Origin of the sequence: Streptosporangium sp. NPDC000095 (genome assembly GCF_042899335.1) — a bacterium.
Lineage (GTDB): Bacteria > Actinomycetota > Actinomycetes > Streptosporangiales > Streptosporangiaceae > Streptosporangium.
Genome location: NZ_JBIAZS010000010.1, coordinates 211,106 through 235,636, shown reverse-complemented (window position 1 = coordinate 235,636; position 24,531 = coordinate 211,106). Strand labels below are relative to the sequence as shown.

Below are 24,531 nucleotides of genomic sequence, written 5' to 3'. Positions count from 1 at the left end.
CTCCTCAGCCCTTGACCGGGCGGATCCGGGTGGACAGGAAGTAGTTGAGGCCGGCGAGCACGACGACCATCACGAACAGCGCCACGCCGACCGACGCGGCGTAACCGAACTTGAACTGGGTGAACCCCTGCTCGAACAGGAAGAGGGTGAGCGTCTGGCACTGACGGATCGGCCCGCAGGTGGTGGCCGCGCCGCGGTTCACGAGCAGCGGCTCGGTGAAGATCTGCAGCCCGCCGATCGTCGAGGTCACGATCGTGAACACGATGACCGGCCGCAGGGCGGGGAGGGAGATGTGCAGGAACTGCCGCACACCTCCGGCTCCGTCGACGGCGGCCGCCTCGTAGATCGCTCGGGGAACGGCCTGCAGGGAGGCCAGGTAGAGCAGAGTCGTGTAACCGAACCACCGCCAGGCCACCATGACGGCGATCATCACATGGCTGCCCCCCACCGACTGGGTGAAGTCGATGTGCTCGACGCCCACCAGGCCGAGCAGCCAGTTCAGCACCCCGTAGTCGCGGTCGAACATCTGGACGAACACGATGGCGGTGGCGGCCACCGAGGTGATGTACGGCACGAGCATCGTCATGCGGAAGAACACGGCGAAGCGCAGCCGTACGTGGTTGAGCAGGTGCGCGAGCAGCAGCGCGACCAGCAACTGCGGCACGGTGGACAGCAGCCAGATACTCACGGTGTTGCGCGCCGCGTTCCAGAACCGCACGTCCCCGAGCAGCCGATCGAAGTTGTCCAGGCCGACGAACACCTGCTCGCCGATCGGGTTCCAGTCGAACAGCGCCACGTAGAAGGTGAACAGCAGCGGGATGAGACCGAACACCGCGAAGAGCACGAAGAACGGGGCGATGTAGGCGTAGGGGGCAACGATCTCGGCGAAACCGCGCCGCGCCGCCTCCACCGGCGGGGCCGGGGGCAGGTCCGCTTTGGTGGGGCTGATGCTCGTCGTCACGGTCTGCTCGCTTCCCCGCCACCGGCGCGGGCCCCTTGGAACGGCCCGCGCCGGCGACGCTCGCGAAGGGGCCTAGCCACCGATCGCGGTCTTGATGTTGGTCACCGCCGCGTCCCACGCCTTCGCGGGATCACCCTTGCCCTGCTCGACGTTGGTGATGGCGTTCGTGAACTCCGTGCCGATCGTCGTGCTCTCCGGCCCGATGAGGAACGGCTTGAGGCCGAGCAGCGAATCGGTGTAGATCTTGCCGATCGGTGCGCCGGAGAAGAACTCGTCCTTGGCGGAGGTGAGCTTCGGGTCCTGGTAGACCGACGGGGTCGCGGGCAGCGACCTGGCCTCGGAGAAGTGTTCGAGCTGGCCCTGCGGCGACTGCATGGTGGCGATGTACTCCCAGGCGGCCTTCGGGTTCTTGGCGTTCTTGGGGATCGCGAGGAAACTGCCGCCCCAGTTGCCCGAGCCGCCGGGGATCGTGGCAATGTCCCACTTGCCCTTGGTGTCCGGGGCGTTGTCGCGGATCTGGCCGAGGAACCAGACCGGTGCGGCGGCGACGGCGAAGTCCCCCCGCTTCATCGCGGCGCTCCACCCCTCGGTGAACGAGCTCTGCTTCGCGGTGATCCCGGCGGCCACGGCCTTGAGCGCCTGGTCGAAGGCGGCCCTGACCTGAGGGCTGCGTTCGTACACCAGGTTGCCCGCGGGGTCGTAGTACTTCTCCTGCCCCTGGTTGACCACCTGCGAGTAGACGCTCCCACCCGCGTTGTCGATGAACGCCTTGCCGGTGGCCGCCTTGTACTTCTTGCCGATCTCGATGAAGGCGTCCCAGGTGGGCCAGAGCTTGCCCACCTCCTCACGGTCCGTCGGCAGCCCGGCCTCCTTGAACAGATCGGTCCGGTAGGCGATGGCCATACCGCCGACGTCGGTCGGGATGCCGATGATCGAGCCGTCCTTGGCCGTGGGCTGGCTGATCACCCAGTCCAGGTAGTCACCCTTGACCTTGTCGGCACCCAGCGTGCGCAGGTCGACGAAGTTCTGCGGTTGCTGGACGAACTTGGGCAGGTCGTCGCCCTGGATCAGCACCAGGTCGGGCACCTTGCCGCCGGCGAGCGCGGTGGTGAGTGCCTGCGCCGTCTCCTGCGCGTTCCCCACCTCGGTCAGCTTCACCTGCACGTCCGGCTTCTTCTTCTGGTACTCGGCGACGGACGCCTTCTGGTTGATCCCGGTGAACGACCAGAACTCGAACGACGAGCCGTCCGATTCGCCGGAGGGAGTCCCGGACGACGAGCCTGAGCACGCTGCCATGCTGAGGGCCGCGGTAGCGGCCAACACGACCGCTGAGACGTTACGGAACTTCACGGCGACCTCTTTTCGCTTGCTGTGGTCAGGGATGCGATGTGCGGCCCGGCAACGCGAGGATGCGCCGCGCTCGCCGGGCACCTCCTCCGCGCGCAGGACGGTGCCGCGCCGCCTCAGACTCCGGATCGCGAACGCCGGACAGGTTCGACACCGCCATGCCGACCTGCCGCCTCACCTGCGAAGCCTTCTGACATCGCTCTTGAACATGAAACTTTCGGAATGTCACACCGGTCATTGATCCAGGACATTAGGGCTCTGCTGACCTGAGCGTCAATATTCTTACGGCAATGCGTCTGAAACAATCGGTTCAACGGTTTTATGTTTCGGAGACACAACGCCCTCTCCCCGAGACGGGGAGACGCCTCAGGTGACGCGTAGGCTCGCCCGGTGCGGTTCGTGACGATGGACGACGGCGTGCGTTTGTGGACCGAGACCACCGGCACCATCAGGCGGTCTCGGCCCGTCGTATTCCCGAGATCGCCGCATGACCGAACAGCAACAACGTGGACGTCTCGCCGAGCTGGCGGCGCTGTCCGAACGCTCCGCCGCGGAGGAGCGGGAGTTCCGTACCCTGGCGTGGTTCACTGATCACGCCGATCGCACGCGGGCGTGGGAATGAGCCGGAGCGGACGCCGGCGCTCCGTGACGCGGTGGCCACCGATGGGTAGATCAGCACTCTGCTCGGCGGTCACCACCGAAGCCCGTTGGACTGGGGCTGAGACATCCGTCTTCTTCGACCGGGGCATCCCCGACATCATCGGCTACCTCCTTCTCGAAGGCAGGCCGGTGCCTGCCCACCTTCACACCGCCGCCCGCACGTTCCGCTACCACCCGCGCGTCTTCATCGCCCCGCCCTGGCCGGAGATCTACCGACAGGACGCCGAACGCAAGCAGTCACTCGCCGAGGCGGAACGAACCCACGAGTCCATGGTCACCACCTACACCGAGTACGGCTACGAGCTGGTGCGACTTCCTCGCGTGCCCGTGAAAGAACGCGCCCGATACGTGACCGACCACCTTCGCTGATCACTTCGGAACCACTCGTCCAGACGATTGTTGACTCCCCTGAAGGACATGCCGACCGGATGGAGCTGCCGGCAGAGCTGCGCGAACGCCTGACCACCATGGGGCATCAGCCACATCGACCGAACCAAATAACGCGCCCGTACCTTCATTAGGAACGAAGTCTCAAGCCTCCGTACGAAAGAAGGACGTATGCCTTGATTCATACTGCGTCGATGTCCTACGGGGTCGCTAGAGTTTGGCCTGCGTCAATCGCGTCTCGCAAATTTTTGGCGAGCGTGCTTTCGAGTAAATTGACCTGTTCAGTGAGATTACGAAGGCCCTGAGCATCGTCGGTCTGAGCCAAGAGGTCTCGGTATTTATCGTTGCTCTTCAATAGCTCATGAGCCCGAAGTGCCGCGTCGGCCTCCTGAACGCGATTCGCATAATCTTCGAGTTCAACAACCTGTTTGACGACTGACGCTACCGAACGATTCAGGGCTTCCTGCTGCGGGGCGAGAATCGCCGTCAACTCGGGGGTTACCACCTCACTCATCGCCTCGTCCTGCTCTGCCCGTAAGGCCACCTGAGTTCGGAGAAGGCGGGCGATACTCCAGAGTTTCTCTGGAAGAACGACATCGTTGGCTATGTCGTCAAGCATCCCTAAGCGATTTACTCTGGATGCGGACACGCTATCAATCGCTTTCCGCGCACGACGGATCAGACCCAAGGAACTGTCATCTAGATCCGCTGGAACTATGTAGCAGTCCCCATAGAGATGTTGCAGTCGCGCGGCGAGACCGGGGCGTCCATTGCTGACAAAGAGGCCAGCTATGATAAGGGCCAGAACAGCTACAAAGGCTGCATACTGGGAATCGGACTGGATGGCCACACCAGCCAGAAAAGCTCCGATCACTCCAGCGATATAACCACTGACGGTAAAAAATTGCCTTGTTCGCGGGGAAAGCTCAGATGATCCGCGCAGGAGGACGGGCATACTGATGATCTTCTGCCGATCCGATTCCGAAACGATCGGATCAACAATCGGCTCATCGATCCAGTCCTCCACCTATGGTTCACTCCTTGTCGGGAGGCAGACATGTCGAACCTGATCATAGGATCAGATGGTGGCAGTGCACCGTCTGCCATATCACATCATATTCCGCCGCATAGTTTGCCTACCATCAACGTCAGATGCTCTTCACCCAGCTCCGAGCCTTGTCGATTTCCATCGCCAGCTCTTCGTGAACGAGGCGGACGGCCTCCTCCTCTCGCCCCCGAACCTTGAGCTGACGGACCCGCCCCGTAATTTCCATCGCACGTATCGGATCCGTATATCTGAGCACCTGCTTTTGCCGAGTGGCCTTCACCCATGCGAAGACGAGAAAAGAAAAGAACGCGACAGGGACTCCGATTAAGCCGAAAGCTTCCCAACTAAGCATCCCCAAAGCTTAGCGGGAAAACCCCTCAACCATAAGACCAGAATGGATTAATGCGAGCAATGCTTGAAACCTGTGGATCTGCCGGGAAGGGGTGTACCTTCCCGATGATCACGTGAGATCTTAAGCATGACCAACGCGCCAACGTCGGTCGGGAAGGCACGCCCGATGCCTACCATGGTCCCTGCCCCGTCCGACCGACCGGGAGGGCCACCGCATGAGTACCTCATCCCGCCCGAACAGCAGCGAGCGCTCCTGGCCCATCGACAAACTCACCGCTCTACGATGTGGACAGCGTCTGGTCATCGAGGTCTCGGCCACAAGGCCCGAACGGCGCGCGTTCATCGGCATCACCCCGGTCCTCACACCGGCCGATACCCAAGCCCGCCGCGAAGGATGGAAACGAGCCGACGACGCACGCGCGTTCCATCTGCAGCACTGGGACTACGACGCCGACCGCATCTCCGGCTTCGACCACGACATCGGAGCCGTGCTCATCCGGGCTGCGGCCATCGCCAACGAACAGGAACTGATCACCACGCTCGACGCATGGCACTTGCGCCCCGACCAGTTCCTCTACCCCTGGCAGACCGACGACCCCACTTAACCACGCACCTAAACCAATCCACAGGTCTTCACTATTTGTCGAGCCATTTTGTCTCTACGACGTCTAACTCGGGGACACCATACTTAACAGGGTCTCAGTCCGTAGGAGTCGTGATGTCGGGATTGCCTGGGACGTGGCAGGCGGGAAGATCTGATCTCACCTCAACCTTTTACGGCTCCATAGGTTCGTTCGGACGATCATCCCGGAGCCGAGTGCCCCCGCCGGAGGCTGGTTTGTTTGCCTGACGGTAGATCGCCCAAGCGGCGGCGGCCATCATGAAGCCGATACCGATGATTCCGAGGGCTATCGCCTTGAGGAAGTAGTGCTCTGAGGAGTACGTGAGGACCTGGTAGGCCGCGGCGACTAAAGCAAGTGAGCCAAGACTCAGGAACGTGAAAAACCCAACGGCGGTGTCGTCCGACGTACGCAACGAATTGTTCCCGACATGCCTCGCATCATTGGTCATGACGAGCGATGGTAAGCGATATCCTTGGCACACGCCACACGGAATGTCGATCAGAAGATCGCCAGCGCGCTGAGCACACGGGTAGAGGCCGAAATCAGCCCGCATCACTGGCTTGAAAACAACACCTTTCATGGGATAAATAGCGGACGATGTAGGCTAGGATGGACCGCCTGATCACACCGATAAGGAAGAGATCATGAATTTTGGTGTCTCTGGCGTGCTCTTCGTGCTGCTCGGCGCTCTCGTTCAGTTCCTGGTCGTCTACTTCGCCGTACGCCTTGCCCTGAAGCATGATCGAGAGCATTCCGAGCGCTGACCTTGGACCACGACTCCGAAGAGATCCACGATGCCAAAGGCAATCTGATCACGAACGAGTACGTACGGGACGCGATCAGCGACGTTCATCGCGCGATCGACGAAGACCGTGTACCCGTGCCTACCGGTCGCCCCGATCGTCCATAGCTCACAGGCGAGAGCACGCATTCCCCAAGGGTCTCCTTCAGAGCTCCTGAGGAGTTGCGTGAACGTGCGAAGGCCCGCGCCGAGCAAGAGGGCAAGAGCGTATCCGCGCTGGCATGGGAAGCCTTCGAACAGTTCCTCAGAGCGGGATGAGCACGCGCGACGAGATTCCCCGCAAGGTCGACCATGTTTCCTAGATCACCTGTCGTCTATGGGTCGGGACAGAAACGTCAGTCATCTCCTGGGGCTGGACAGGAGTGGTTGCCCTTGAACCAATAGTACGAATGACGATATATATCAGTTATGGCGCTACGTGAGCAGAGCTACCTGATCCTGCTGGCCCTGTCCCAAGGCCCGCTCCATGGATACGGGGTGATCAAAGCAGTGCAGGAACTGTCCGAAGAGCGTGTACGCCTTGGCGCGGGCACTCTTTACGGCGCTCTGGATCGACTGGCGGGCGACGGACTGGTGATCGTGGTCAAGGAGGAGGTCGTTTCCGGCCGTCATCGCCGCTACTACGATCTCACCGGCCACGGTCGTCAGGTGCTGTCCGAGGAGACCGCCCGCCTGACGCGCTTGGCCGCCACCGCTCAGCGCCGATTGAGCCTCCAGCCCGGGATGGGGATGTGATGACCCCCGAGGTCACCTCTACCTACGAGCGTCGCTGCCGACTGCTGATGCGTCTGGCCTACCCAGCCCGCTTCCGGGAGTTCCGCGGTGCCGAACTGCTGAGCACCCTGATGGATCTGGCCGAACCAGGGCAGAGCAGCCCAACCTTGCGCGACGGCCTGGACGTGCTCCGTGGCGGACTCACGCTGCGCCTGCGCGAGCACCCGCCGGTGTGGCACTGGCTGCCCTATCGGGCATTCGGCTGGCGACTGCCCTGGAAATATCGCTGGTGGGCCAGAGACGATATCCAAGGCCGATTTTTCCTGGAACGGCATGTGGTCTTCGCCGTGCTTGGCTGGAGCCTGTATCTCACATTGATCCAGTCTCCTATACCGTTGCCGTACTGGCCCCTGCTGAAGGTATCGGGAATTGCCTACCTGATTCTTCTGCCGTTCAGGGCCCGCCTGAGACGTCTATTGCTCGCCAGACACGAGTTCCATCCTGATGGCGCCTCTTACGTAAAATCAGCGCTCCAATCATAAATCGTTGCCTTTCGGCTGGAGCGCCCTCGTGTGTACTGGATATCAGGACGCCTTGGCCGCTTGGAGCGGCGGTTACTATTCGGCGGCCGGATTCAGGGGGACGGAAGTCTCGGGCATCGACCAGTGCGAGGGGTCTATCACATCATCGGCGGAAGGCGCGGCGATGTCGGTTTCGGCACCCCAGCCGGTCAGACGAGCATCAACGACAGACGAGACAGGGACACCACCGTTCTTGGAAAACGGTTGGCTCCATGAACCCCAGGCCCTGCGCACCAGCTGGTCCTCACCGAGCCAGAGTCGCCAAGACATCTTGGCCTTCGCTTCCTTTTCGGTGAGCATCACCACGAGTCCGAAGGGGAATCCCTGAGAGGCCTTGGAGAGCTGACCGACGGTCATCGTGCCCTGGTAGAGCGTGGTACGAGTGCCGTCGTAGACGCCTGCGGGGCGCTTGACCTTGGTAGTGGCCAGCACCGCCTTCAGCATGGCTGGATCGGCGAGCTTGATCCAGCCGGCGTCCAATTCCGGACGGACCTCGTCGTCCTCGTTGAGGAACCAGCTTTTGCCGTCGGGCAAGTAGTCGTTCTGGATGTACTGGCGGCCCTCAAAGATGATCTGCCGTACGGGATCGACCCGTTTTATGCGGTCGGAGTCATGTGTCATATCGACGGCTACGATCTTGCCCTTACCGAACTCGGCGACGGCCTTGGTCCAGACGTAGTCCTTATCCTTCTGCTCCTCCGTTACGGTGCGGACCATCGACATCTTCACACCCCGGTTCTCGACGAGCCGGCGCTTGAGAGCGTCGATCGGGTCAACGGGAGCTCCCTGGGCGCCTGCGGTGGTACCGAATCCAGCCACCATCGGGACGACCAGCATGACGGCCGACGCAGCGATCCATCGCCTCATCTGAGAACGTACTCCCACTCGTGCCCAACACGGTGAAGGGCTTCAGCCCGATCTTTACACTTTGACGTCTCGCGCTAATTACAGCACTCCACCTCGCTGATCCAGGGTGAGGAACGAAGTCCCGGATCAGCGATCGGCCCCCGACCACGTACGGCGTCCGACCACGCAGTGGCGATCGTAGGGCTGTATCTGTGCGGCGGCGTGACCATGGGCGGGCCACGAGGTACGGGCGGCTTGGCCTGTGAAAATAGGAGGCGACCGGTAGGAGGCCCACGTCAGGATGGTCGCTCTGTGCCCGATATGAAAGGAACTGAGCGACCATGCCTAGCGCCATCACTTTGATCCGCTCCGCTTCTCTGTCCGACATCGCCGAGTACGCTTACGCAGCCACGGCGCCTGCCGAGTCGCGACTCATCTTCCTCGCCGGAGCGTGTCCTCTGAACGAGGACGGCTCGACGGCAGCGATTGGGGACTACGCGGGCCAAGCAGCGAAAGCCATCGAGAACATGCGGGCGGCTCTCACTGCCTCTGGCGCATCATTGCAGGACGTCATCAGCACACGGGTTCTCGTCGCGTCCACCCGGCGGGAGGATTTGGTGGCTGCCTGGCAGGTAGTCCGGGACTCGTTCGGTGACCATGACGTACCGAGCACCTTGATGGGAGTCACCGTGCTTGGTTACGACGGCCAGCTCGTTGAAATCGAAGCCGTCGCCGCCGTACTCGACTCCTGAGCAGTAAGGCTCTATCTGGGCGGAGGGATCGGCACCGTTTCCATACTTCACCGCGCCGCCGGCACCGAAAGACCATTTCCTGATCATGGGAAGTGGCCTTTGCGGTGGACCTTGTACTCCAACCGTAGATCCTGATCACGCCTCGCGTGCGGCTTCCCGCCGGTAGTGGCTGACCGGGAGCGGACTTAACGGCGTCGCCTCCAATAGGACCAGTGCAGGACGTCCGCCACAATGCAGGTGGCCCGGTCGCGCAGACGAACGAACAGGCGCCGGATCTCGCCAAGAGTCGGCCACCTGGCGCTGCACCCCGACCATGCCGGTGCCCGATTAAGACAGGGCCTCGATGGGTGCTGTGGGCACCAGCTCCTGCACGGCCTGAGCGAGCTCCGCGTCGAGCGTGATGAACGCATCGGCTTGGAGCAGGGTCAGGGCGATGTACTCGGCGGCGAACGTGTCCGGCCACCCGAGTTGGTCGGCGATCTTCCACGCGGTGCTCTGAAGGACACGGTCGCCGAGCAGTCGAATCCGTAGCCCTCGCACGTAGTTGAGCAGGCGATCGGCGTCCTTCTTGGTCATCTCACCGCGGCCAACTGCTTGGTAGAGAAGCGACAGCATCTGTGAGCGAAGAAGCGTTGGAGCCAGGATCTGATGCTCGCCGGGGATCACGGCCTCGTTATGGGCCAATCGAAGGGCCACGTCCGGCCCGATCACATACTTGGTCAACGTGACCATCTCCTCCGTGACACAGAGACGGCAAGGAACCTAGTACGGCAGAGGCGCCGCGCCGCTCGCCATGGGTGCCGCCCCGAACAGTGACGGACATCGTAGGGCACAGCCCGCGCGCGGATCACAAGATCATAACGGGCCACTCCAGCACACGCGCCGCGATCATCTACAAGCACGCTACCGACAAGCGAGGGCACCAGGTCGCGAAGCAGATCGACAGCCTCGCGAGAGGGCAACTCAACAGCGGATCGGGCACGCAGCGGGCACGGCTGACAGACTCACCACATGATCGAGATCGACGGCCCCTTCTATCGCATCAGCGACCCTGGCTTCGAGATGCTGATCCCCCGCTGGGAAGGGCATGATCCCGAGACCGCCGATCAGGCCGACGCGACCATCACGCTTCCTGACGGCACTCGGCGCTATGCCACCTTTATAACCCTCGGGACCATCTCCGGGACCATGGATCGTTGGCGGGGTACGGGCGAATGCCTCAACGGCCGGTACTTCTGGTGCTCGGACCTGGTCATCATCCGCAAGCCTGGCTTCGTCTCGATGACCGACGCCGTACGAGACATGATCGCGACTGGAGAGCTTGAAAGCGCGTGCAGTGCACTGCCAGTCGACGAAAACGATCAACCTGCGGATTAAAAGAAGTCGGTCTAGTCGAGGTCTGGGGCTCTGGCCTGGGGGCGGTGTCCGTGGACGTTCGCTGAGTCCCGGCGTCGTTCGCCCTCTTGGCTGTACTTATGGCTGTACAGCCAGGGCTCCCTCAATGGCCTGATCGCTTCCTTATCAGGACTGTCCCGGCCATGATCAGTGACTCGGAACTTGCTCCTGACCGGTGCTGGACGGGGTGGACATGAGCCGCCATGTGCCTCTGTTGGGTACTACCGGACCATCGAAGATCAAAGCAGTTGCACGGCAGGGAACCAACGGCACATGATCAGAAACATGGCTGGCCTGCCTGACCCCTTGCCTGTGTTCTTCGACTGCGGTTGCTCGAACATCTACTACTGCCCGCGAGCTGGTGAAGTCGAGTGCCCTCGACACAGTGGTTTCGATGTTTGCTGCGACGCGCTTGAGCAGCACATCTCGATTCGTGCCACTACCGGCCATCAGGAGGCTCCGTGACAGAGGGAGAGAAAGAAATACCCGTAGGCCAGGCCCTGAATGGTCTCAACGTCTACTCGCTTCCCGAAGGATGGACCGCTCTGGGCGCGATAGTTCTCGTGAAGTGCCTTGATGAGGAAGGTCACTCCTCATGGGCCTTCAGGACCACGGATGGGCTGAGCGATGAGGAACTTCTTGGTGCCCTGACTGTCCGAACCGATCTCCTCCGCCGCAAGTTATATGACGCGTACACGAGTGACGACGATGATGAATAAGATCAGGTGCTCTTCCAGCGACAACATCAGCTTGGGAAGTCTCTATCGCACCTGGTCACTGAGCTGGAGAGACGATGACCTGCGAGGGAGGGTTCCGATTATCCGCGGTTCCCCGTGATTCTCCCTTGATCACCCTTCTGACGGGCACGCGGAGTGTCTGCGCCCACGCCGCACGCCCGGAAGGCAGGCAGGCGCCGGGCCGTGCGGCGGCGCGCCGCGCCGTCGCCTTGACGGCCTCGCCCGTGGGGCGCTCGCGAAGGGATCGGGCACACAACGGGCACGAGAGCGAAAGAAGGCCGAATGAAGATCAAAGCCCAGGTTACGGCAACCATGCCTGACCTGGGCTTTTTCGTGTCCGAGAGGGAGTGGAGCCTAGGAGATTCGAACTCCTGACATCCTGCTTGCAAAGCAGGCGCTCTGCCAACTGAGCTAAGGCCCCGAGATTCAAGCGGGTACCTGAGAGGGGACCTGCTTCAGTCGTACACGGTAGCAACAGGAGCCGCCCTGGCGCCAATTGGATTGGCGGGGCGCCGGCATGTCGTACTGAGCGAAACAACCGGAGGTCTGGAGGGTTCCAGGGCAAGGGGGCGGCCTTGGCGATCAACCTATCGGGCGGACCGGTACTGGCTTGAGCCGAGCGGGCAAGCCTGGATCGCAGGGGCGAGGCGGGTGCGTCGGGTACGTGACGGACCCGACGCACCCGCCGTGCCCGTTCGTCAGAAGTGGCCGATGGTGACCGAGCTGGAGGTGAGGGCCCAGCGGTGGAGGACGGTCGTTTCGGCCTCGTACATCTGGGTCTTCAGCCCCTCCAGGGTCCGGTCGCAGATGATCAGCGGCTCCGGGGTGGGCCAGGTGGCGATGGCGTGGAACAGGCGGCTGCCGGTGCCGTACAGCACCGACCAGCCTGGGCGGGTGGCCTGCAGCATCGCGGCCTCGGCGCGGGCCTCGTGATCCCAGGTGTAGCGCGGCACCGCGATGACGGCCTGGCCGTCGCGGTGGCGGCCCCGGGCGGCAGACAGGCAGCGGCGGATCATGAGATCACCTGCCCGGCCTGCTCCCGCTCAGGTATCTCCCGTGCCACCTGTTCGTGTGCTGCCTCCTCCACCTCGCGGGCGAAGGTCTCCTGGCGGGTGGTCTCGACCTGCAACGCCTCCAGGTCGTCGGCGTCGACGGTCCGCTCGGCCCCGGCATGGGTGGCCACCTCTGAAAAGGGCCGTTCGCGGCTGGCCCACAGCCGTCCGGCGTCGCTGAGGATCAGCCGCCAGCCGGGAATCGTCGTGGGACTACTGGTGGGCTCTGGGTGGGTGGAACTACCATCTGTCACTGATTGGACCTCGATCCGATCAAAGGCCCGCCCGGTCGTTCGCAGCGTGGGGCGGGCCTGCCTCATGAAATGGAGGGGTTCGCCGTACCGGCCAGGTGACCGGCACGAAGATGGGGTGACCGCTGAGCGGTTCGGTGCGCAGGTGGTTCTTCGCCTCGGACGGGACACGAGGCGATGCCGGGAGCCCAGCCCAGACGGCCTGGCAGGAGCGGTCCCTGACGGCGACGCCGGACGCGGGCGACAGAGCCTCCGCCGAAGCGACGACACCGGTACGAGCCGTTCGGCGGACGCACTCCGCTCAGGACGACGCTGCTCGGGGATCGGCGGCATCCCCTCGATGGATCGCTGAGCGGGGATCACGGCGGCCGGGGCCACAGGGGCGGGCTCGAAACACGGCAGGGAACGGTCTCCGGTACGACGGACCCGCAGCCGGATGTCCATCAGGTCGCCGGAAGGCTGGACGTACTCGTGATCGGCGGGCCGATCAGGGCAGCCGTGCGCGTAGGGGGCATGCCCGCAGACGGCACACCCCATCGGCATCGGCGGCACCTCGGCGAAACAGCCGCAGCCACTCATCATGGCCCGGTCGAGAACCGGGGCACTAGGGTTAGGCATCGGGTCAGGACTACCTTCCTGATCAAGGGCCCGTTCAGTCGTTGCAGCGCTGGACGGGCTCGTTTTTGATCTTACTTCACTACCCTTAACAACTATGAAGTATGAACATCTGTTGTCGTCAGTTCTTTACAGCTATTCATGGTGGGTATCTCGGGGCAATAAGAGATGTCTACGGTGATCAAGTGACGATAGCGTGGCGCGCAAACCAGCCGAAATGGGTACAGATCGCCAATGTGATCAAGGATCGCATTCGTAACGGCACCTACGTAGTCGACGAACCCGTCGCCAGCGAACACCTGATCGTCCAGGAGTTCGGCGTATCCCGGCCGACGGCTCGCAAGGTGCTGGTGCGCCTTCGCGGGGAAGGCGTCGTCTACGCCGTCCGAGGTTTGGGAACGTTTGCGCGATCTCCCGACGATTGGGAGCCAGCCGAAGATTGAGGTCTTCGGTGCATAGACACAAGCAGCCATTTGTTCGATTTTGTCACCAAGCCATCACTCTCCGCCCCGGACCACAGAAGCATCATGCAGTCACACTGTGCAGCAAAGCAACTGCTGTACGTATAGATTTTTCGCCAAATCCCCAGCACACTGAACAGCACGACGAAGAGCCTGCGGTTCGGCATCACCGCTTGGGCCATGAACTGCGACGGCCAGTGCACGGAGATGCACATTCGCCCGTGGGAGGAGCGGTCAAAGGCTGATCCCTGTTCGGCCCTGTTTTCTCCGCCGTCGAGCCGGACTACTTTCCCGTCAGCGGGACGCGGCGGCCAAGGGTGCTTCGGCGGGAACGCCGCCAAGGAGGCCGGGCAGGCACGTGATGGAGTCGAGGATGTGGGTGGCCCCGCCGTTGAGGAGGCGTTCCCTGCTGTGGACTCCGGTCATGATGCCGACGACCATCGTCGCGCCGGCCCGGCGGCCGCTGAGCATCTCGCTCTCGGAGTCGCCGACGACGGCGACCTGGCGTACGTCCTCGATGCCGAGGCGCATGACCGCGTTGAGGATCATGTCGGGCATGGGGCGTCCTCGTCCGGCGTCTTCCGGGCACAGGGCGAGGTCGAGCCTGTCGGACCAGCTCAGGACGCTCAGCACGCGGCTGAGGGTGACGCGGCTGAAGCCGGTGGTGAGGCAGATCTTGACGTCGGCGTCGCGGAGCCTGTCGAGTGCCCCGACGATCCCGGGGAGCGGGGCCAGGCCCGCGCGTGCGATGGCGCCCTCGTAGGAGCGCTCGAAGGTCAGGTTGGCCGCCTGGGCCTGGGCTTCGTTGTCCGGGAAGATGCCTCGGAAGACGTCGATCGTGGGACATCCCCGGGACCGGTGCACGTGCACCATGGCACGAGCGTACGCACCGGTCCCGGGCACGATGCCCTGAGTGGCGATCGCCTCGGCGAACGCCCGCTCGACCATGGCGACATCACCGATCGTGGTGCCTGCCAGATCCAGGCAGACAAGCCTGATGGGTGTTATTCCATCTTGGGCAAGGACCATGAAAGCACCCGAATCGGTAGCCGCGTATGTCAGTTTTCGCTGCCGGTGGCCTCGGTCCACAGGTCGAGCTCGGCGCGGTCGGCCTGCACCTTGCGCCAGACCAGCAGCCCCCCGAGGGCGACGAGCGCCAGAACGAGCAACTTCTTCACGGTGTGACCCCACTTCTTGAGAAGTCTCACCTGCCGGGGTGAGACAACGCCCGGTTCGAACGGTTCCCTGCAGCCTAGCAAGGGATCGGGCGGTGATCCGGTCCGTACGACAGGCCCAGGGCCGATCTACACCAACCGGGTGATTTTCAGCATCATGCCGTACGGAACGCGTTCCGACGATCACGATCTACCGTGAGTCTTGTCGCGAAACCGTCCTGGTTCTCACGATAACCCCGGTGAAGCGGCCACTTTACCCGCCCGGAGGTTCCGGTCCTCGACCGCCCGGGAATGGTGGCGTCCGCCACGGGCACGACCAGCGCGTTCACTCGCTCCGACCCGATTACCCGGAGCGCGAATGACACAAACCCGCTCGGTATGGGGCGTTACAGGCGACGAGACGCCCGGGGAGGTTCAGGTGTTTTCGACGAGATCGGCGTAGTCGGGGTGGCGGTCGATCCACTCCCGCACGAACCAGCAGAGGGGGACGACCTTCGCGTTCTCCGCACGGGCCGCGTCCAGTGCCGTTTGGACGAGTGCGGCACCGATCCCCTGGCCCTCGTACTCCGGCTGGACCTTGGTGTGGGGATAGACGATGACCCCATCGCGCCGGATGAGGTCCAGCCGCCCGGCAGGCCTGCCGCCCACTTCGGCCACGAAGGAATCACCGTCGGGAGAGAGCTTGACGTCCGCCTGCATGGTGGTCCTCCTTCGCCGGGCCGCCATACGGTCGTACGACGGTCTCTTGGTCAGCCGTTCCCGCGTGGCGTTCATTCCCGGCCTCGGCTTAACCCTCAACAGAACCGGACATTCACCCTGAAAGGTCGAATTTCTTCACAAAGGAGATCTGTCGCGGAAAGCAGTCGAACAGACATGGCAGATCATTGATCTTGCGAGCGGGGGTTCGTCGGTGGCGGTCTCTGTCGCACGCGCTCCGGATCGTCGAACCGTGCGACCGGACGGCGGTGCCGACCGCGGGTCCTGGCACCGTAACCACAGTGGGATAACGCCTGGTTGCTCCTCAGTTGTACCGTAAGGGTTCTCTAGAGGAATTCGGAGGATCGTACGCTGAGAGTGACCGGATCGGCCCCCGCCCCGGCTCCCGGGGCGATCATGCTCTCCCATTCCGATACGGGCATCACGCCCGGCTGCCGTCTCTCGGCCGTGCTCTCCTCCCACCAACCGTCTGCAGAGGTATATCCGTGAGCGCTACCGTCCGCGTGACCGACGTGTCCGACCCCGCCGCGCAGGAGACCCTTCTCCTCGCGCTGGCCGGCGAACTGGACTACAACAACGCCGAGCGCTTCCACCACGACCTGCAGGACGCCATCGGTGAGAGCAGGGGCGACCTCGTCATCGACCTGACCGAGCTGACCTTCTGCGACTCCACGGGGATCCAGAGCTTCCTGAAGACCCGCCAGACCGTTCAGGACCGCGGCGGCAACATCGTCCTGACCAACCTGCATCCCCGCCTGGAGAGGCTCTTCCACCTGACCGGCCTCGCCCAGGCCTTCGGCATCCAGCCCACCGTGGCCGACGCGCTCAAGGCACTGCGACCGAGTCAGCCGTCGTAACCGATCCCGGCCCCGCCCGGCCGCCGCTCACCGAGAGCACGACCGAGCGAACATCTGTTGGTCCCGGCGGTCGTAAGTTGGCAATGAGCGGGCAGGTGTCTAGCATCGTGTAACTCGTCAGCAACGCCCTGATTCTGGAGCAAGTCGGCGCGCCCCCCGGTGACTGCCAGATAAGGCGATCTCAAGGGGGTGTCGTGACCGGCGACCACGGCCAGCACTGGCCGATCGACGAGGACCTCAGCGGTCTGCGGGAGCGTCTCCAATATCACGCCGTTCAGGCAGGCATGCGGGGCGAACGGTTGGACGACCTCCTCCTCGTCACCAACGAGGCGGTCATCAACATCCTGGAGCACGGCGGCGGCAAGGGCACGCTGGCCATCTGGCAGAACGAGACCCACCTGACCGTCGACGTCACCGACACCCTGGGGCTCCTGACCACCCGGTTCGTTCCCAGCGAACGTCCCACGGGGACGGTCCGCGGGTTCGGCCTGTGGCTGATGAACCAGCTGTGCGACGAGTTCGCCATCGACCAGACGGAGCAGGGGTCACGCGTCCGCCTGCGCATGCGCCTCGTCCCTCCGGCGGAGGGGAACGGGGCCGGTGATCCGGCCGACTCCGCGCGGTCCCCCCTCACCTCCGGCGCCACCGACTCCGGGCGGTCCACTCCCATCTCCGGCGCCACCGACTCCGGGCGGTTCACTTCCACCCCCAGCACCATGGACCACGTACGGACCGGCCCCATCTCCAGCGCCGCCGATCCCAGCCGGGGTGTCTCCGATCCCGCACGGGACGATCCAGGCCAGGACGAACTCCAGGTCTCGCTCTAGGGCCTCCGGGTCTCGTTCCAAGAGTTCCGGTCTCGTTCCAAAAGAACCCGGAGAATTTCCGAAACGCCGTTCAGGGGCGGTCTTCGCGGTCCGGCGGCCGCGGCGAAGGGATCACCTGTCGCGCCGCCCCCGGTCCGCCCCTTCTCCGTACGCAATCCTTGACCGTCATCTGGCGGGAGGTCGACGTACCGGACAAATGCCCGCGATATGATTATTTGGCCAGGTCAGCGCCTTAATAGGTGACCTCGCGGAGAAAACATCCGCGATGCCCGCAGGGCTTTTCCGGAACACCGGCCTCCCTCTGGAAAGCGAAACCAGGAAACCGACACCACTCCCACGGCTCCCACGGCGTCCCGGGCCCTCTGGGCCTTCCGGAGCGGCCTTCCGGAGTTCACCGCGTCTCCGGCTGCGCGCGAAACCACCCGCCCCGGTCAACACCCGCCGGAACGATGCCGAGACCGCCCGCCTCAGAAGCCGACCCCCGTTCTCCCGGTTCTCTTCGTCTCACTCAGCCGTACGCAGGTTCGGAAGGGATGGTCAATATGAGGGTTGTCGTCGATCTGGCGCGGTGCCAGGGATACGCGCAGTGTGCCTTCCTGGCCCCGGACACGTTCCGGATGCAGGGCGAGGAGGCGCTCATGTTCCACTCCAGCCCGGACGAGGCGCAGCGGGAAGCGGTCCTGCGCGCGGCGGCCGCCTGCCCGGTCCAGGCGATCCTCGTCGACCTGCTGGACACCGTCGCGATCCCGCCCGTGACCGCGGCGACGGCCGCGGCGAGCGGAACGAGAACGGTGTGACCGGCGGGCGGAGCGGGGAGACGTTCCCGCACGACGGCCGCATCGTCATCGTCGGCGCCTCCCTCGCGGGACTGCGGGCCGCCGAAGCGCTCCGCGACGAGGGCTTCACCGGCTCGCTCACCCTCGTCGGCGACGAGGTGTGCGAACCCTACGACCGGCCTCCGCTGTCCAAGCAGGTCCTGACCGGCTGGGTGCCCGCGAACGGCACCGCGTTACCGCGGCGCCGTGAGATCGACGCGCACTGGCTGCTCGGCGTGCCCGCCTCCGGGCTGGACCTCGCGGGCAAGCGGGTGGACCTCGCGGACGGACGTGAGGTCCCCTTCGACAGGTTGCTGATCGCCACCGGCGTGCGCGCCAGGCCCTGGGCCGACGAGTCCGAGGCGGCCCTGGACGGCGTGTTCGTGGTACGCACGCGCGAGGACTCGGGCCGCCTGTGGGAACGGCTCGCCGCCGGGCCCAGCCGGGTGCTCGTCGTCGGGGCCGGTTTCGCCGGTTCCGAGATCGCCTCGGTGTGCCGTGGGCTCGACATACCGGTGACCGTCGCCGAGAGCGCCGAGGCCCCGCTGGTGGGAGCCCTGGGAGGCATGGTCGGCTCGATCGCCGCGAACCTCCAGCGTGCCCACGGCGTCGACCTGCGCTGCGGCGTCAAGGTCACGCGGCTGGAGGGGGACGAACGGGGACGGGTGCGCCGCGCCCACTTCTCCGACGGCGACACGGTCGACGCCGACGTGGTGGTGGTCGCCCTCGGCGGCGTGCGCAACACCGAGTGGCTGCGGGACTCCGGGCTGGCCGCCGGTGTCTGGGGTGTGGCCTGCGACTCGGGCTGCCGTGCGTTCGACGTCAACGGCCTCGTCACCGACGACGTCTTCGTCGCCGGGGACGTGGCACGCTGCCCGCACCCGGTTTACGAGTATCGATTCCTGTCGCTGGAACACTGGGTCAACGCGGTGGAACAGGCCCAGGTCGCGGCCCACAACATGGTGAGTTCACCGACCGACCGCTGGCCGCACCTGTCCATGCCGGCGTTCTGGTCGACGCAGTTCGGCGTCAACATCAAGTCCGTCGGTGTCCCTGTCCTGTCGGACGAGGTCGTCGTGACGCAGGGGTCGGTGGAGGAGCACCGTTTCGTCGCCGCGTACGGTTACCGCGGCCGGGTCACCGCGGCGGTCAGCTTCGACAACGCCAAGTGGCTCGACCACTACCGGCACCTGATCGAGACGGCGGCCCCGTTCCCGCCCTCCTGTCCCACCCCCGACCAGCCCGCCGACATGAAGCCCGTGCCCGCCCACTTCCCCGACCGGGAGATCATCACCCACGGGGCGACGGTGGTGGTCACCGGCTACGAGCCGAGTGAGCGGCGCGTGGCGTTCGCGCGACCGGGCGGTTGATCTGTTGAACCGGGCCGTCGACCTGTCCTGTCAGACGGCTCACCCGTTCGAACCGGCCGACCCGCCCGGCCGGAAGGCCGCCCCTGCCGACTCGCCCGGCCGGATGACCGACCCGTTCGAACCGATCCGGCCGGGGCGGCGGGAACCAGCGACACCCTAGGAGAAGCGGTCATGACAGTCACCCATCCGTCCAGCGTCTTCCAGCGCATTCTCGACCACTCCAGCCGGGCCGATCCGTACCCGCTCTACGCCGAGCTGCGCAGGACCCCGGTGGCCCGGCAGGAGGACGGTGGCTACATCGTCAGCACCTACCGGGAGATCACCGCGCTGCTTCACAACCCGCATCTCAGCTCCGACACCGACAATCTCGACAACCCCGGGCCCGCCGCCGACCGCGAGGACCCACCGGCGTTCATCGGCCTCGACCCGCCGCGCCACGACCGGCTGCGCCGCATGGCGATGCGGTACTTCGGCCCCCCGCACTCGCCCAGGCTGGTGGACGACATGCGTCCCGACCTGAAGGCCGTCGTCACGAACCTGATCGACAACCTGGTGAGCGAGGACGAGATCGACATCGTCGACGACTTCGCCTACCCCTTCCCCGTCACCGTGATCTGCCACCTGCTCGGCGTACCCCGCGAGGACGAGCCGCGGTTCCACGGGTGGGTCGAGGCGATCGTCGCGGTGCTCGACTTCAACCCCGCGACGGACCCCGAGGAACGCGTACGGGAGGGTATCCAGGCCCGCAAGGACCTCAGGGCCTACCTCGCCGAACTCCTGGAGAGCCGTCGTGGCCGGCCGCCGGGCGACGACCTGCTCTCCCGGCTGGCCAACGACGAGGGGCCCGACGGGCGCATGACGGACGAGGAGATCGTCAGCACCGCCAACCTGCTGCTCATCGCGGGCCACGAGACGACCGTCAACCTGATCACCAACGGCGTGCTGACGCTGCTACGCCACCCCGACGTGCTGGAACGCCTGCGCCGCGAGCCCGAAATGATCATTCGTACGGTCGAGGAACTGCTGCGCTACGAACCTCCGGTGCATCTCATCCCCTGGCGGGCCGCCTACAGCGACCTCACCGTCGCGGACACCGTCATCCCGAAAGGCTCGCAGATCACGCTCGTGCTCGCCTCCGGCAACCGCGACCCCTCCTGCTTCCGCGACCCCGACCGGTTCGATCCCGACCGGCGGGACAACCAGCACCTCGGCTTCGGCGGGGGCGTCCACCTGTGCTTCGGCGCTCCACTGGCCCGGCTGGAGACACAGATCGCGCTGACCGAACTCGTGCGCAACCTGGAGAACCCCCGGCTCGTCGCCGATCCGCCCCCGTACCGGCAGAGCGCGGTCCTGCGCGGCCCGCGCCACCTTCTCGTCAGGCAGGGGTGACGGACGGTACGGTCGTCCCTCTCCGGCAGGAGTCACCTCAAGCAAAGGTCACCTCAAGCAAAGGTCACTGCGGCCCGGGTCACGCCACGCCCCCGGGTCCGGGCGGGAGGGCCCGCGTCACCGGGTCCGCCGAGGGGAGAGCCCGCGCGTCACCGAGTCCACATCCCGATCCGCACCGGCACCCCGGGGGAGGCGTGCAGTACGGGAGCGTGATCGGGTGCGTCGAGACCGCCTGCCTGGAGCAGGTCCTGGTCCAGATGGACCAGCCGGGCGTGGCGCAACGGCCAGTCGGGGTGCTCGACCTGGGCGGTGACCGTTTTACCGGCGATCGTGGTGAAAAGCCGATAGCGGGCGGTCAGGAAGTGCGCCAGTTCGTCACGCTCGGGCTCGGTGAACGGCGGGCCGTGCTCCACGATCGCGTCGCACCGCGCCCCCACCGGCCCCGGCAGGCGTCTCCGGCAACGGTAGCCGCGCCGCTCGCCGACGGCACTCACCGCCATCCGGGACCAGAAGTACGGCAATCCGTACCCGACTCGCGCGCCGAGCACCGCGAGCAGGCGCCCGGCGTCCAGCGAGAGGAACCAGATGCCGTCACGCCCCTGCTCGTCCCGTACGTAGGTGCGCACGTTCGTCTCGGGAAACCGCGACAGCCACGGCAGGGCGGGCACGCCCGGTGCCCGCACGTCCTCCATCAGAAAGGTGGTGAGGCCGACCCAGGCCGTGCCGTCGAAGGTCTCGGCCGTGAGCCCGGGAGGCAGCAGCCGCTGGATCACGGCGGGTGGGTACCGCCAGTGCATGAAGGTCATCTCGGACCAGCGGTGGTACATGACCGGGTGGGACAGGTGAGGGGACGGCGGAGCCTGCATGATCCGCTCCTTCTCTGGTGGTGGCGGTGCCCGGGCGAGGGTGTCCGCCACTTATCTTGGCCATGACGCCGGGTGTCGTCCCCGGCGACATCCGTCTCGACGTAAACAAGGCCAGACTTCCAACGAAACAGATTCCCGAACAGAGCCGAAGGGGCCAATTCGTGATCTTCATCGCCGTCAAGTTCACCATCCGTCCCGAGCGAGCCGACGAGTGGCTCGCACTCGTCGACGACTTCACCCGGGCCACCCGCGACGAGCCGGGAAACATCTTCTTCGAATGGTCCAGGAGCGTCGACACACCCGACCAGTTCGTTCTCCTGGAGGCGTTCGCCTCGTCCGCCGCCGGTGCGGCGCACGTGGGATCGGAGCACTTCAAGACCGCCATGGCCTGGATGCCCGATGTGGTGGCGACGACGCCGGAGATCATCAATGTCGAGGTGCCCGGCGAGGGCTGGTCGCGGATGGCGGAGGTGACGCCCCGGGCGAGCCAGGACCATCCGTAGGGAAATTATTGGTTCGCCTTCCGCTCTCCCACGTCCCTCGGATGGATTTGTCGCGCCAAAAGGGTAGGGCAGGCCGGACACGAGGGGAGAGAGGACATGGGTGATCATCAGACAGTGCCCGAGCTGATGGGCGAGAACGATGTGGTGGATCTGCTGTTGGCCCAGCACGCGTTGATCCGCGACCTGTTCGACGAGGTGAAGAAGGCCTCGCCGAGCGAGCGGCCGGAGGCGTTCCAGCGCCTGGTGCGGCTGCTGGCGGTGCACGAGACCGCCGAGGAGGAGATCGTCCACCCGTACGCGCGCCACAAGATCGAGGACGGTGACGCGGTGGTGGACGACCGGCTGGCCGAGGAGAACGAGGCCAAGCAACTGCTCATGGAGATGGACAAGGCCGGCGCCGACGATCCGCGGTTCGCGGAGAACCTGGCGGTGCTACGGGCGGCGGTGACGGCCCACGCCCGCAGCGAGGAGCGCTACGAGTTCACCCGGCTGCGCGCCGAGACCAACGCCGCCGAGCGCCGGGCCATGGCGGTGGGGGTGAAGGCGGCCGAGGCGATGGCGCCGACCCACCCGCATCCCGGGGTGGAGTCGGCGACCAAGAACCTGCTGGTGGGCACACCGGTCGCGATGATGGACCGGGCCCGTGACGTGATCCGCCAGGCCATGGGCAAACAGGGCTGAACGGGTCGTCGCCCCGGCCCGCGTTCCCCGATCGGGGAACGCGGGCCGCACGCGTGGAGCGAGATCTCACCCCCGGGTGCCGGATGCCGGAGCCCCCTCCCCGGCTCCGGCACCCAGCGCCCAGCGCCCAGCGCCCAGGACTACACCGGTCGACGCGCAGGACGGCGTCTCGCCCGGGTCCACCAGCGACTCGTAGTGACGTGCTCCTCCTTGATCAGCCCGATCTCCTTGTAGAGCCGACGGGTGATCGGCTCCGTCTGAGCCCTCAACCCGGTGACCGCCTCATGCTGGACATCGACGTCGATTCCGCTCCGGTGACGTCCCTATCCGGGTATGTACCGGCGAGCCGGGCCCGCGGCGTCGGCCGGTGATCGCCCTTCCACATGGATGTTTGCCCCATAGGGAGCGGGTAAGGGCCGATTCGGGACAAAAGCACCATGGACTGGAAATGCCAGTCATGACGCCCGACACCCATACGAGACGCTCACCTGACGCCAAAGTCCGTCCCGAGAAGGGACGAACTTCATGGTCACATCGAGGGAGAACGATATGACACCGACATCGCGAGCGCCCGGCCACGAACCCGGCACCCCGCAGGGCATCACCCCGCAGGGCGTACAGGCCCGCAGCGAACTGGCCCGGTGGATCAGCGGCGCCGACACCTTTCCCGCCGACCGCGCCACCCTGCTGGCGCGAGCCGAGGAGCAGGGCGCGCCCGACGCGGTGCTCGGGGCGGTGCGGTCACTGCCGGAACAGACCTTCGACACCCTGGCGGACGTGGCTCAGGCACTCGGATACGGCAAGGAAGAGACCGGACAGGGCTGAGACCGAAGGGTGATCATGGTTTTGTCCCGCGAGAGCCGTGATCACCCTCGGCTCGGATCACGGAGGACGGAAACATGAGTGCTGTCGCGGTGGTCGTGGTGGACATGCTGAACCCTTATGACCACGAGGACGCCGACGCGCTGCAGAAGAGCGCCGAGCAGATCGTGGAGCCTCTGGCGGAGTTGATGAGGCGTGCCCACCGGCATCGGGACGCCCGGCTGATAGTGGTCAACGACAACCACGGCGACTTCGCCGCCACGGCCGAGGACCTGCGGCGTCGTGCTCTAAAGGGACGACGCCCCGACCTGGTCGAGCCGGTGCTTCCCCCGGCCGGCTGCGCCTTCATGTCCAAGGTGCGCCACAGCGCGTTCTTCGGCACGCCGCTGGAGTATCTGCTGCGCCGCGAGGAGATCGAGACCGTCGTGCTGGCCGGCCAGGTGACCGAGCAGTGCGTGCTCTACAGCGCCCTGGACGCCTATGTGCGCGACTTCTCCATCCGGGTGGCCTCCGACTGTGTGGCCCACATCCATCCCGACCTCGCCGACGCGTCACTGCGGATGATGGAGCGCAACATGCGCGCCGAACTCCTTCCCGCCGAACGCTGCCTGGGATGACCCCCGGCTCGACGCACCCGGCACCGGCTCCGGCGCCCGCCGACCGCTGTCATCTGGGATGACGGTGTTCACCCTGATCGCTCCTCCCCTCGGCCGCGACTCTCCTCACGGCTTGCACCGCCGGGAGGTTAGCTCGGTAAAGATGAGGGCATCAGGGACATATGGTACGGGTGTTCGATAAGTCGATATACGGCCACATATCCACAGACGGTCGCATGCGCATCGGGACCCATTCATCCACCGGGCCGGAGAACCCGCCGCGCGGCCTCGCGGGGAGAGACCCCTCGGGAACCTGAAGCTCCACCGGTC

31 protein-coding genes, 1 tRNA gene and 1 pseudogene are annotated in these 24,531 nt (G+C 65.0%); 19 read left to right on the top strand and 14 right to left on the bottom strand.

All coding sequences use genetic code 11. From position 1 onward, the window contains the following. Positions 1-4 precede the first annotated feature (4 nt). Both ACFY3V_RS23115 and ACFY3V_RS23110 read right to left on the bottom strand, forming a co-directional pair. Entirely contained in the window at positions 5-961 is a 957-nt protein-coding gene (locus ACFY3V_RS23115) for a carbohydrate ABC transporter permease (RefSeq protein ID WP_389776075.1), read from the bottom strand. Positions 962-1,033: 72 nt separating this feature from the next. Then, a complete protein-coding gene (locus ACFY3V_RS23110) occupies positions 1,034-2,311 on the bottom strand; it encodes an extracellular solute-binding protein (protein ID WP_389776072.1) in 1,278 nt (425 codons plus the stop codon). A gap of 484 nt (positions 2,312-2,795) precedes the next feature. Between ACFY3V_RS23110 and ACFY3V_RS23105 the strand changes: the two genes are divergently transcribed. Together ACFY3V_RS23105 and ACFY3V_RS23100 are read left to right on the top strand one after the other, a co-directional pair. Beyond that, positions 2,796-2,930: a hypothetical protein gene (locus ACFY3V_RS23105; protein ID WP_389776069.1), complete on the top strand. Its 135-nt coding sequence runs from the start codon at positions 2,796-2,798 to the stop codon at positions 2,928-2,930. A 41-nt stretch (positions 2,931-2,971) separates the two neighbouring features. Then, on the top strand, positions 2,972-3,337 hold the full coding sequence (locus ACFY3V_RS23100; protein ID WP_389776066.1) for an AAA family ATPase: 366 nt from the start codon (positions 2,972-2,974) through the stop codon (positions 3,335-3,337). 217 nt (positions 3,338-3,554) lie between these two features. On the opposite strand, the gene ACFY3V_RS23095 is transcribed toward ACFY3V_RS23100, so the two are convergent. Then, positions 3,555-4,382 (bottom strand): hypothetical protein, encoded by an 828-nt coding sequence (locus tag ACFY3V_RS23095; RefSeq protein ID WP_389776063.1) that lies wholly within the window; start codon positions 4,380-4,382, stop codon positions 3,555-3,557. A gap of 121 nt (positions 4,383-4,503) precedes the next feature. Then, on the bottom strand, positions 4,504-4,755 hold the full coding sequence (locus ACFY3V_RS23090) for a hypothetical protein (RefSeq protein WP_389776060.1): 252 nt from the start codon (positions 4,753-4,755) through the stop codon (positions 4,504-4,506). A 214-nt stretch (positions 4,756-4,969) separates the two neighbouring features. On the opposite strand from ACFY3V_RS23090, the gene ACFY3V_RS23085 reads away from it, so the two are divergent. Further along, the gene (locus ACFY3V_RS23085) at positions 4,970-5,359 is read left to right on the top strand and encodes a hypothetical protein (RefSeq protein ID WP_389776058.1); all 390 of its coding nucleotides are present in this window, start codon (positions 4,970-4,972) and stop codon (positions 5,357-5,359) included. A gap of 169 nt (positions 5,360-5,528) precedes the next feature. On the opposite strand, the gene ACFY3V_RS23080 is transcribed toward ACFY3V_RS23085, so the two are convergent. Beyond that, entirely contained in the window at positions 5,529-5,957 is a 429-nt protein-coding gene (locus ACFY3V_RS23080) for a hypothetical protein (protein WP_389776055.1), read from the bottom strand. Between the two features lie 360 nt (positions 5,958-6,317). On the opposite strand from ACFY3V_RS23080, the pseudogene ACFY3V_RS23075 reads away from it, so the two are divergent. From ACFY3V_RS23075 to ACFY3V_RS23065, 3 genes and pseudogenes are all read left to right on the top strand, one after another. Continuing rightward, positions 6,318-6,437: pseudogene (locus ACFY3V_RS23075) on the top strand (Arc family DNA-binding protein); the annotation flags it as partial. Positions 6,438-6,587: 150 nt separating this feature from the next. After that, on the top strand, positions 6,588-6,914 hold the full coding sequence (locus ACFY3V_RS23070; RefSeq protein WP_362902036.1) for a helix-turn-helix transcriptional regulator: 327 nt from the start codon (positions 6,588-6,590) through the stop codon (positions 6,912-6,914). Further along, a complete protein-coding gene (locus ACFY3V_RS23065) occupies positions 6,914-7,435 on the top strand; it encodes a hypothetical protein (RefSeq protein ID WP_362902034.1) in 522 nt (173 codons plus the stop codon). Before ACFY3V_RS23070 ends, ACFY3V_RS23065 begins: the two co-directional genes overlap by 1 nt. Before the next feature lie 75 nt (positions 7,436-7,510). Here ACFY3V_RS23065 and ACFY3V_RS23060 read toward each other — a convergent pair whose 3' ends face one another. Beyond that, positions 7,511-8,341, bottom strand: a complete 831-nt coding sequence (locus tag ACFY3V_RS23060) for a hypothetical protein (protein ID WP_389776051.1) — start codon at positions 8,339-8,341, stop codon at positions 7,511-7,513. 320 nt (positions 8,342-8,661) lie between these two features. On the opposite strand from ACFY3V_RS23060, the gene ACFY3V_RS23055 reads away from it, so the two are divergent. After that, on the top strand, positions 8,662-9,072 hold the full coding sequence (locus ACFY3V_RS23055; RefSeq protein ID WP_350941944.1) for a Rid family hydrolase: 411 nt from the start codon (positions 8,662-8,664) through the stop codon (positions 9,070-9,072). Between the two features lie 327 nt (positions 9,073-9,399). Here the strand turns inward: ACFY3V_RS23055 and ACFY3V_RS23050 are convergent, their stop codons facing one another. Next, positions 9,400-9,795, bottom strand: coding sequence for a type II toxin-antitoxin system VapC family toxin (locus tag ACFY3V_RS23050; protein ID WP_362902028.1), 396 nt, complete (start codon positions 9,793-9,795; stop codon positions 9,400-9,402). Between the two features lie 288 nt (positions 9,796-10,083). Here ACFY3V_RS23050 and ACFY3V_RS23045 point away from each other — a divergent pair, with 288 nt between their 5' ends. Then, positions 10,084-10,449, top strand: a complete 366-nt coding sequence (locus ACFY3V_RS23045) for a hypothetical protein (RefSeq protein WP_362902026.1) — start codon at positions 10,084-10,086, stop codon at positions 10,447-10,449. Positions 10,450-10,928: 479 nt separating this feature from the next. Beyond that, positions 10,929-11,186: a hypothetical protein gene (locus tag ACFY3V_RS23040; protein ID WP_362902024.1), complete on the top strand. Its 258-nt coding sequence runs from the start codon at positions 10,929-10,931 to the stop codon at positions 11,184-11,186. Between the two features lie 366 nt (positions 11,187-11,552). Here ACFY3V_RS23040 and ACFY3V_RS23035 read toward each other — a convergent pair. From ACFY3V_RS23035 to ACFY3V_RS23025, 3 genes are all read right to left on the bottom strand, one after another. Then, a tRNA-Ala gene (locus tag ACFY3V_RS23035) sits at positions 11,553-11,625 on the bottom strand. A 277-nt stretch (positions 11,626-11,902) separates the two neighbouring features. Continuing rightward, positions 11,903-12,220: a hypothetical protein gene (locus tag ACFY3V_RS23030; RefSeq protein WP_362902022.1), complete on the bottom strand. Its 318-nt coding sequence runs from the start codon at positions 12,218-12,220 to the stop codon at positions 11,903-11,905. Then, complete coding sequence (locus ACFY3V_RS23025) at positions 12,217-12,510, bottom strand: hypothetical protein (protein WP_362902020.1); 294 nt, start codon at positions 12,508-12,510, stop codon at positions 12,217-12,219. The genes ACFY3V_RS23030 and ACFY3V_RS23025 overlap by 4 nt, the downstream gene beginning before the upstream one ends. A 797-nt stretch (positions 12,511-13,307) precedes the next feature. Here ACFY3V_RS23025 and ACFY3V_RS23020 point away from each other — a divergent pair. Beyond that, entirely contained in the window at positions 13,308-13,565 is a 258-nt protein-coding gene (locus tag ACFY3V_RS23020) for a GntR family transcriptional regulator (RefSeq protein WP_350941940.1), read from the top strand. Between the two features lie 312 nt (positions 13,566-13,877). Here ACFY3V_RS23020 and ACFY3V_RS23015 read toward each other — a convergent pair whose 3' ends face one another. The 3 genes from ACFY3V_RS23015 to ACFY3V_RS23005 form a co-directional block, all read right to left on the bottom strand. Beyond that, a complete protein-coding gene (locus ACFY3V_RS23015; protein WP_350941939.1) occupies positions 13,878-14,612 on the bottom strand; it encodes an HAD-IA family hydrolase in 735 nt (244 codons plus the stop codon). A gap of 29 nt (positions 14,613-14,641) precedes the next feature. Next, positions 14,642-14,761 (bottom strand): DLW-39 family protein, encoded by a 120-nt coding sequence (locus ACFY3V_RS23010; RefSeq protein ID WP_211264163.1) that lies wholly within the window; start codon positions 14,759-14,761, stop codon positions 14,642-14,644. Positions 14,762-15,172: 411 nt separating this feature from the next. Next, on the bottom strand, positions 15,173-15,532 hold the full coding sequence (locus tag ACFY3V_RS23005) for a GNAT family N-acetyltransferase (RefSeq protein ID WP_389776043.1): 360 nt from the start codon (positions 15,530-15,532) through the stop codon (positions 15,173-15,175). 428 nt (positions 15,533-15,960) lie between these two features. Between ACFY3V_RS23005 and ACFY3V_RS23000 the strand changes: the two genes are divergently transcribed. From ACFY3V_RS23000 to ACFY3V_RS22980, 5 genes are all read left to right on the top strand, one after another. Next, positions 15,961-16,332, top strand: coding sequence for an STAS domain-containing protein (locus tag ACFY3V_RS23000; RefSeq protein ID WP_389776040.1), 372 nt, complete (start codon positions 15,961-15,963; stop codon positions 16,330-16,332). Positions 16,333-16,526: 194 nt separating this feature from the next. Then, entirely contained in the window at positions 16,527-17,159 is a 633-nt protein-coding gene (locus tag ACFY3V_RS22995; RefSeq protein ID WP_389776037.1) for an ATP-binding protein, read from the top strand. A 542-nt stretch (positions 17,160-17,701) separates the two neighbouring features. Then, on the top strand, positions 17,702-17,956 hold the full coding sequence (locus tag ACFY3V_RS22990) for a ferredoxin (protein WP_362902008.1): 255 nt from the start codon (positions 17,702-17,704) through the stop codon (positions 17,954-17,956). Further along, positions 17,953-19,344 carry an NAD(P)/FAD-dependent oxidoreductase gene (locus ACFY3V_RS22985; protein WP_389776034.1) on the top strand — a complete coding sequence of 464 codons (1,392 nt, stop codon included), beginning with the start codon at positions 17,953-17,955 and terminating at the stop codon, positions 19,342-19,344. Before ACFY3V_RS22990 ends, ACFY3V_RS22985 begins: the two co-directional genes overlap by 4 nt. Positions 19,345-19,515: 171 nt before the next feature. After that, positions 19,516-20,733: a cytochrome P450 gene (locus tag ACFY3V_RS22980; RefSeq protein ID WP_362902004.1), complete on the top strand. Its 1,218-nt coding sequence runs from the start codon at positions 19,516-19,518 to the stop codon at positions 20,731-20,733. A gap of 149 nt (positions 20,734-20,882) precedes the next feature. On the opposite strand, the gene ACFY3V_RS22975 is transcribed toward ACFY3V_RS22980, so the two are convergent. After that, complete coding sequence (locus ACFY3V_RS22975) at positions 20,883-21,599, bottom strand: DUF2071 domain-containing protein (RefSeq protein ID WP_350941928.1); 717 nt, start codon at positions 21,597-21,599, stop codon at positions 20,883-20,885. A gap of 161 nt (positions 21,600-21,760) precedes the next feature. Between ACFY3V_RS22975 and ACFY3V_RS22970 the strand changes: the two genes are divergently transcribed. From ACFY3V_RS22970 to ACFY3V_RS22955, 4 genes are all read left to right on the top strand, one after another. Further along, complete coding sequence (locus ACFY3V_RS22970) at positions 21,761-22,102, top strand: putative quinol monooxygenase (protein WP_389776029.1); 342 nt, start codon at positions 21,761-21,763, stop codon at positions 22,100-22,102. A gap of 96 nt (positions 22,103-22,198) precedes the next feature. Then, positions 22,199-22,783 carry a hemerythrin domain-containing protein gene (locus tag ACFY3V_RS22965; protein WP_362901998.1) on the top strand — a complete coding sequence of 195 codons (585 nt, stop codon included), beginning with the start codon at positions 22,199-22,201 and terminating at the stop codon, positions 22,781-22,783. Positions 22,784-23,332: 549 nt separating this feature from the next. Next, a complete protein-coding gene (locus ACFY3V_RS22960) occupies positions 23,333-23,608 on the top strand; it encodes a DUF2795 domain-containing protein (RefSeq protein ID WP_362901996.1) in 276 nt (91 codons plus the stop codon). Between the two features lie 74 nt (positions 23,609-23,682). Further along, complete coding sequence (locus ACFY3V_RS22955; protein ID WP_362901994.1) at positions 23,683-24,222, top strand: isochorismatase family cysteine hydrolase; 540 nt, start codon at positions 23,683-23,685, stop codon at positions 24,220-24,222. The last annotated feature ends 309 nt before the right edge of the window (positions 24,223-24,531 follow it).

Coding starts and splice junctions, on each gene's coding strand:
- ACFY3V_RS23085 (WP_389776058.1), top strand. CDS start 4,970: ATGAGTACCTCATCCCGCCCGAACAGCAGCGAGCGCTCCTGGCCCATC.
- ACFY3V_RS22990 (WP_362902008.1), top strand. CDS start 17,702: ATGAGGGTTGTCGTCGATCTGGCGCGGTGCCAGGGATACGCGCAGTGT.
- ACFY3V_RS23015 (WP_350941939.1), bottom strand. CDS start 14,612: ATGGTCCTTGCCCAAGATGGAATAACACCCATCAGGCTTGTCTGCCTG.
- ACFY3V_RS23070 (WP_362902036.1), top strand. CDS start 6,588: ATGGCGCTACGTGAGCAGAGCTACCTGATCCTGCTGGCCCTGTCCCAA.
- ACFY3V_RS23030 (WP_362902022.1), bottom strand. CDS start 12,220: ATGATCCGCCGCTGCCTGTCTGCCGCCCGGGGCCGCCACCGCGACGGC.
- ACFY3V_RS22955 (WP_362901994.1), top strand. CDS start 23,683: ATGAGTGCTGTCGCGGTGGTCGTGGTGGACATGCTGAACCCTTATGAC.
- ACFY3V_RS22980 (WP_362902004.1), top strand. CDS start 19,516: ATGACAGTCACCCATCCGTCCAGCGTCTTCCAGCGCATTCTCGACCAC.
- ACFY3V_RS23105 (WP_389776069.1), top strand. CDS start 2,796: ATGACCGAACAGCAACAACGTGGACGTCTCGCCGAGCTGGCGGCGCTG.
- ACFY3V_RS23065 (WP_362902034.1), top strand. CDS start 6,914: ATGACCCCCGAGGTCACCTCTACCTACGAGCGTCGCTGCCGACTGCTG.
- ACFY3V_RS23060 (WP_389776051.1), bottom strand. CDS start 8,341: ATGAGGCGATGGATCGCTGCGTCGGCCGTCATGCTGGTCGTCCCGATG.
- ACFY3V_RS23090 (WP_389776060.1), bottom strand. CDS start 4,755: ATGCTTAGTTGGGAAGCTTTCGGCTTAATCGGAGTCCCTGTCGCGTTC.
- ACFY3V_RS23005 (WP_389776043.1), bottom strand. CDS start 15,532: ATGAACGCCACGCGGGAACGGCTGACCAAGAGACCGTCGTACGACCGT.
- ACFY3V_RS23055 (WP_350941944.1), top strand. CDS start 8,662: ATGCCTAGCGCCATCACTTTGATCCGCTCCGCTTCTCTGTCCGACATC.
- ACFY3V_RS23080 (WP_389776055.1), bottom strand. CDS start 5,957: ATGAAAGGTGTTGTTTTCAAGCCAGTGATGCGGGCTGATTTCGGCCTC.
- ACFY3V_RS22960 (WP_362901996.1), top strand. CDS start 23,333: ATGACACCGACATCGCGAGCGCCCGGCCACGAACCCGGCACCCCGCAG.
- ACFY3V_RS22965 (WP_362901998.1), top strand. CDS start 22,199: ATGGGTGATCATCAGACAGTGCCCGAGCTGATGGGCGAGAACGATGTG.
- ACFY3V_RS23045 (WP_362902026.1), top strand. CDS start 10,084: ATGATCGAGATCGACGGCCCCTTCTATCGCATCAGCGACCCTGGCTTC.
- ACFY3V_RS23100 (WP_389776066.1), top strand. CDS start 2,972: ATGGGTAGATCAGCACTCTGCTCGGCGGTCACCACCGAAGCCCGTTGG.
- ACFY3V_RS22975 (WP_350941928.1), bottom strand. CDS start 21,599: ATGCAGGCTCCGCCGTCCCCTCACCTGTCCCACCCGGTCATGTACCAC.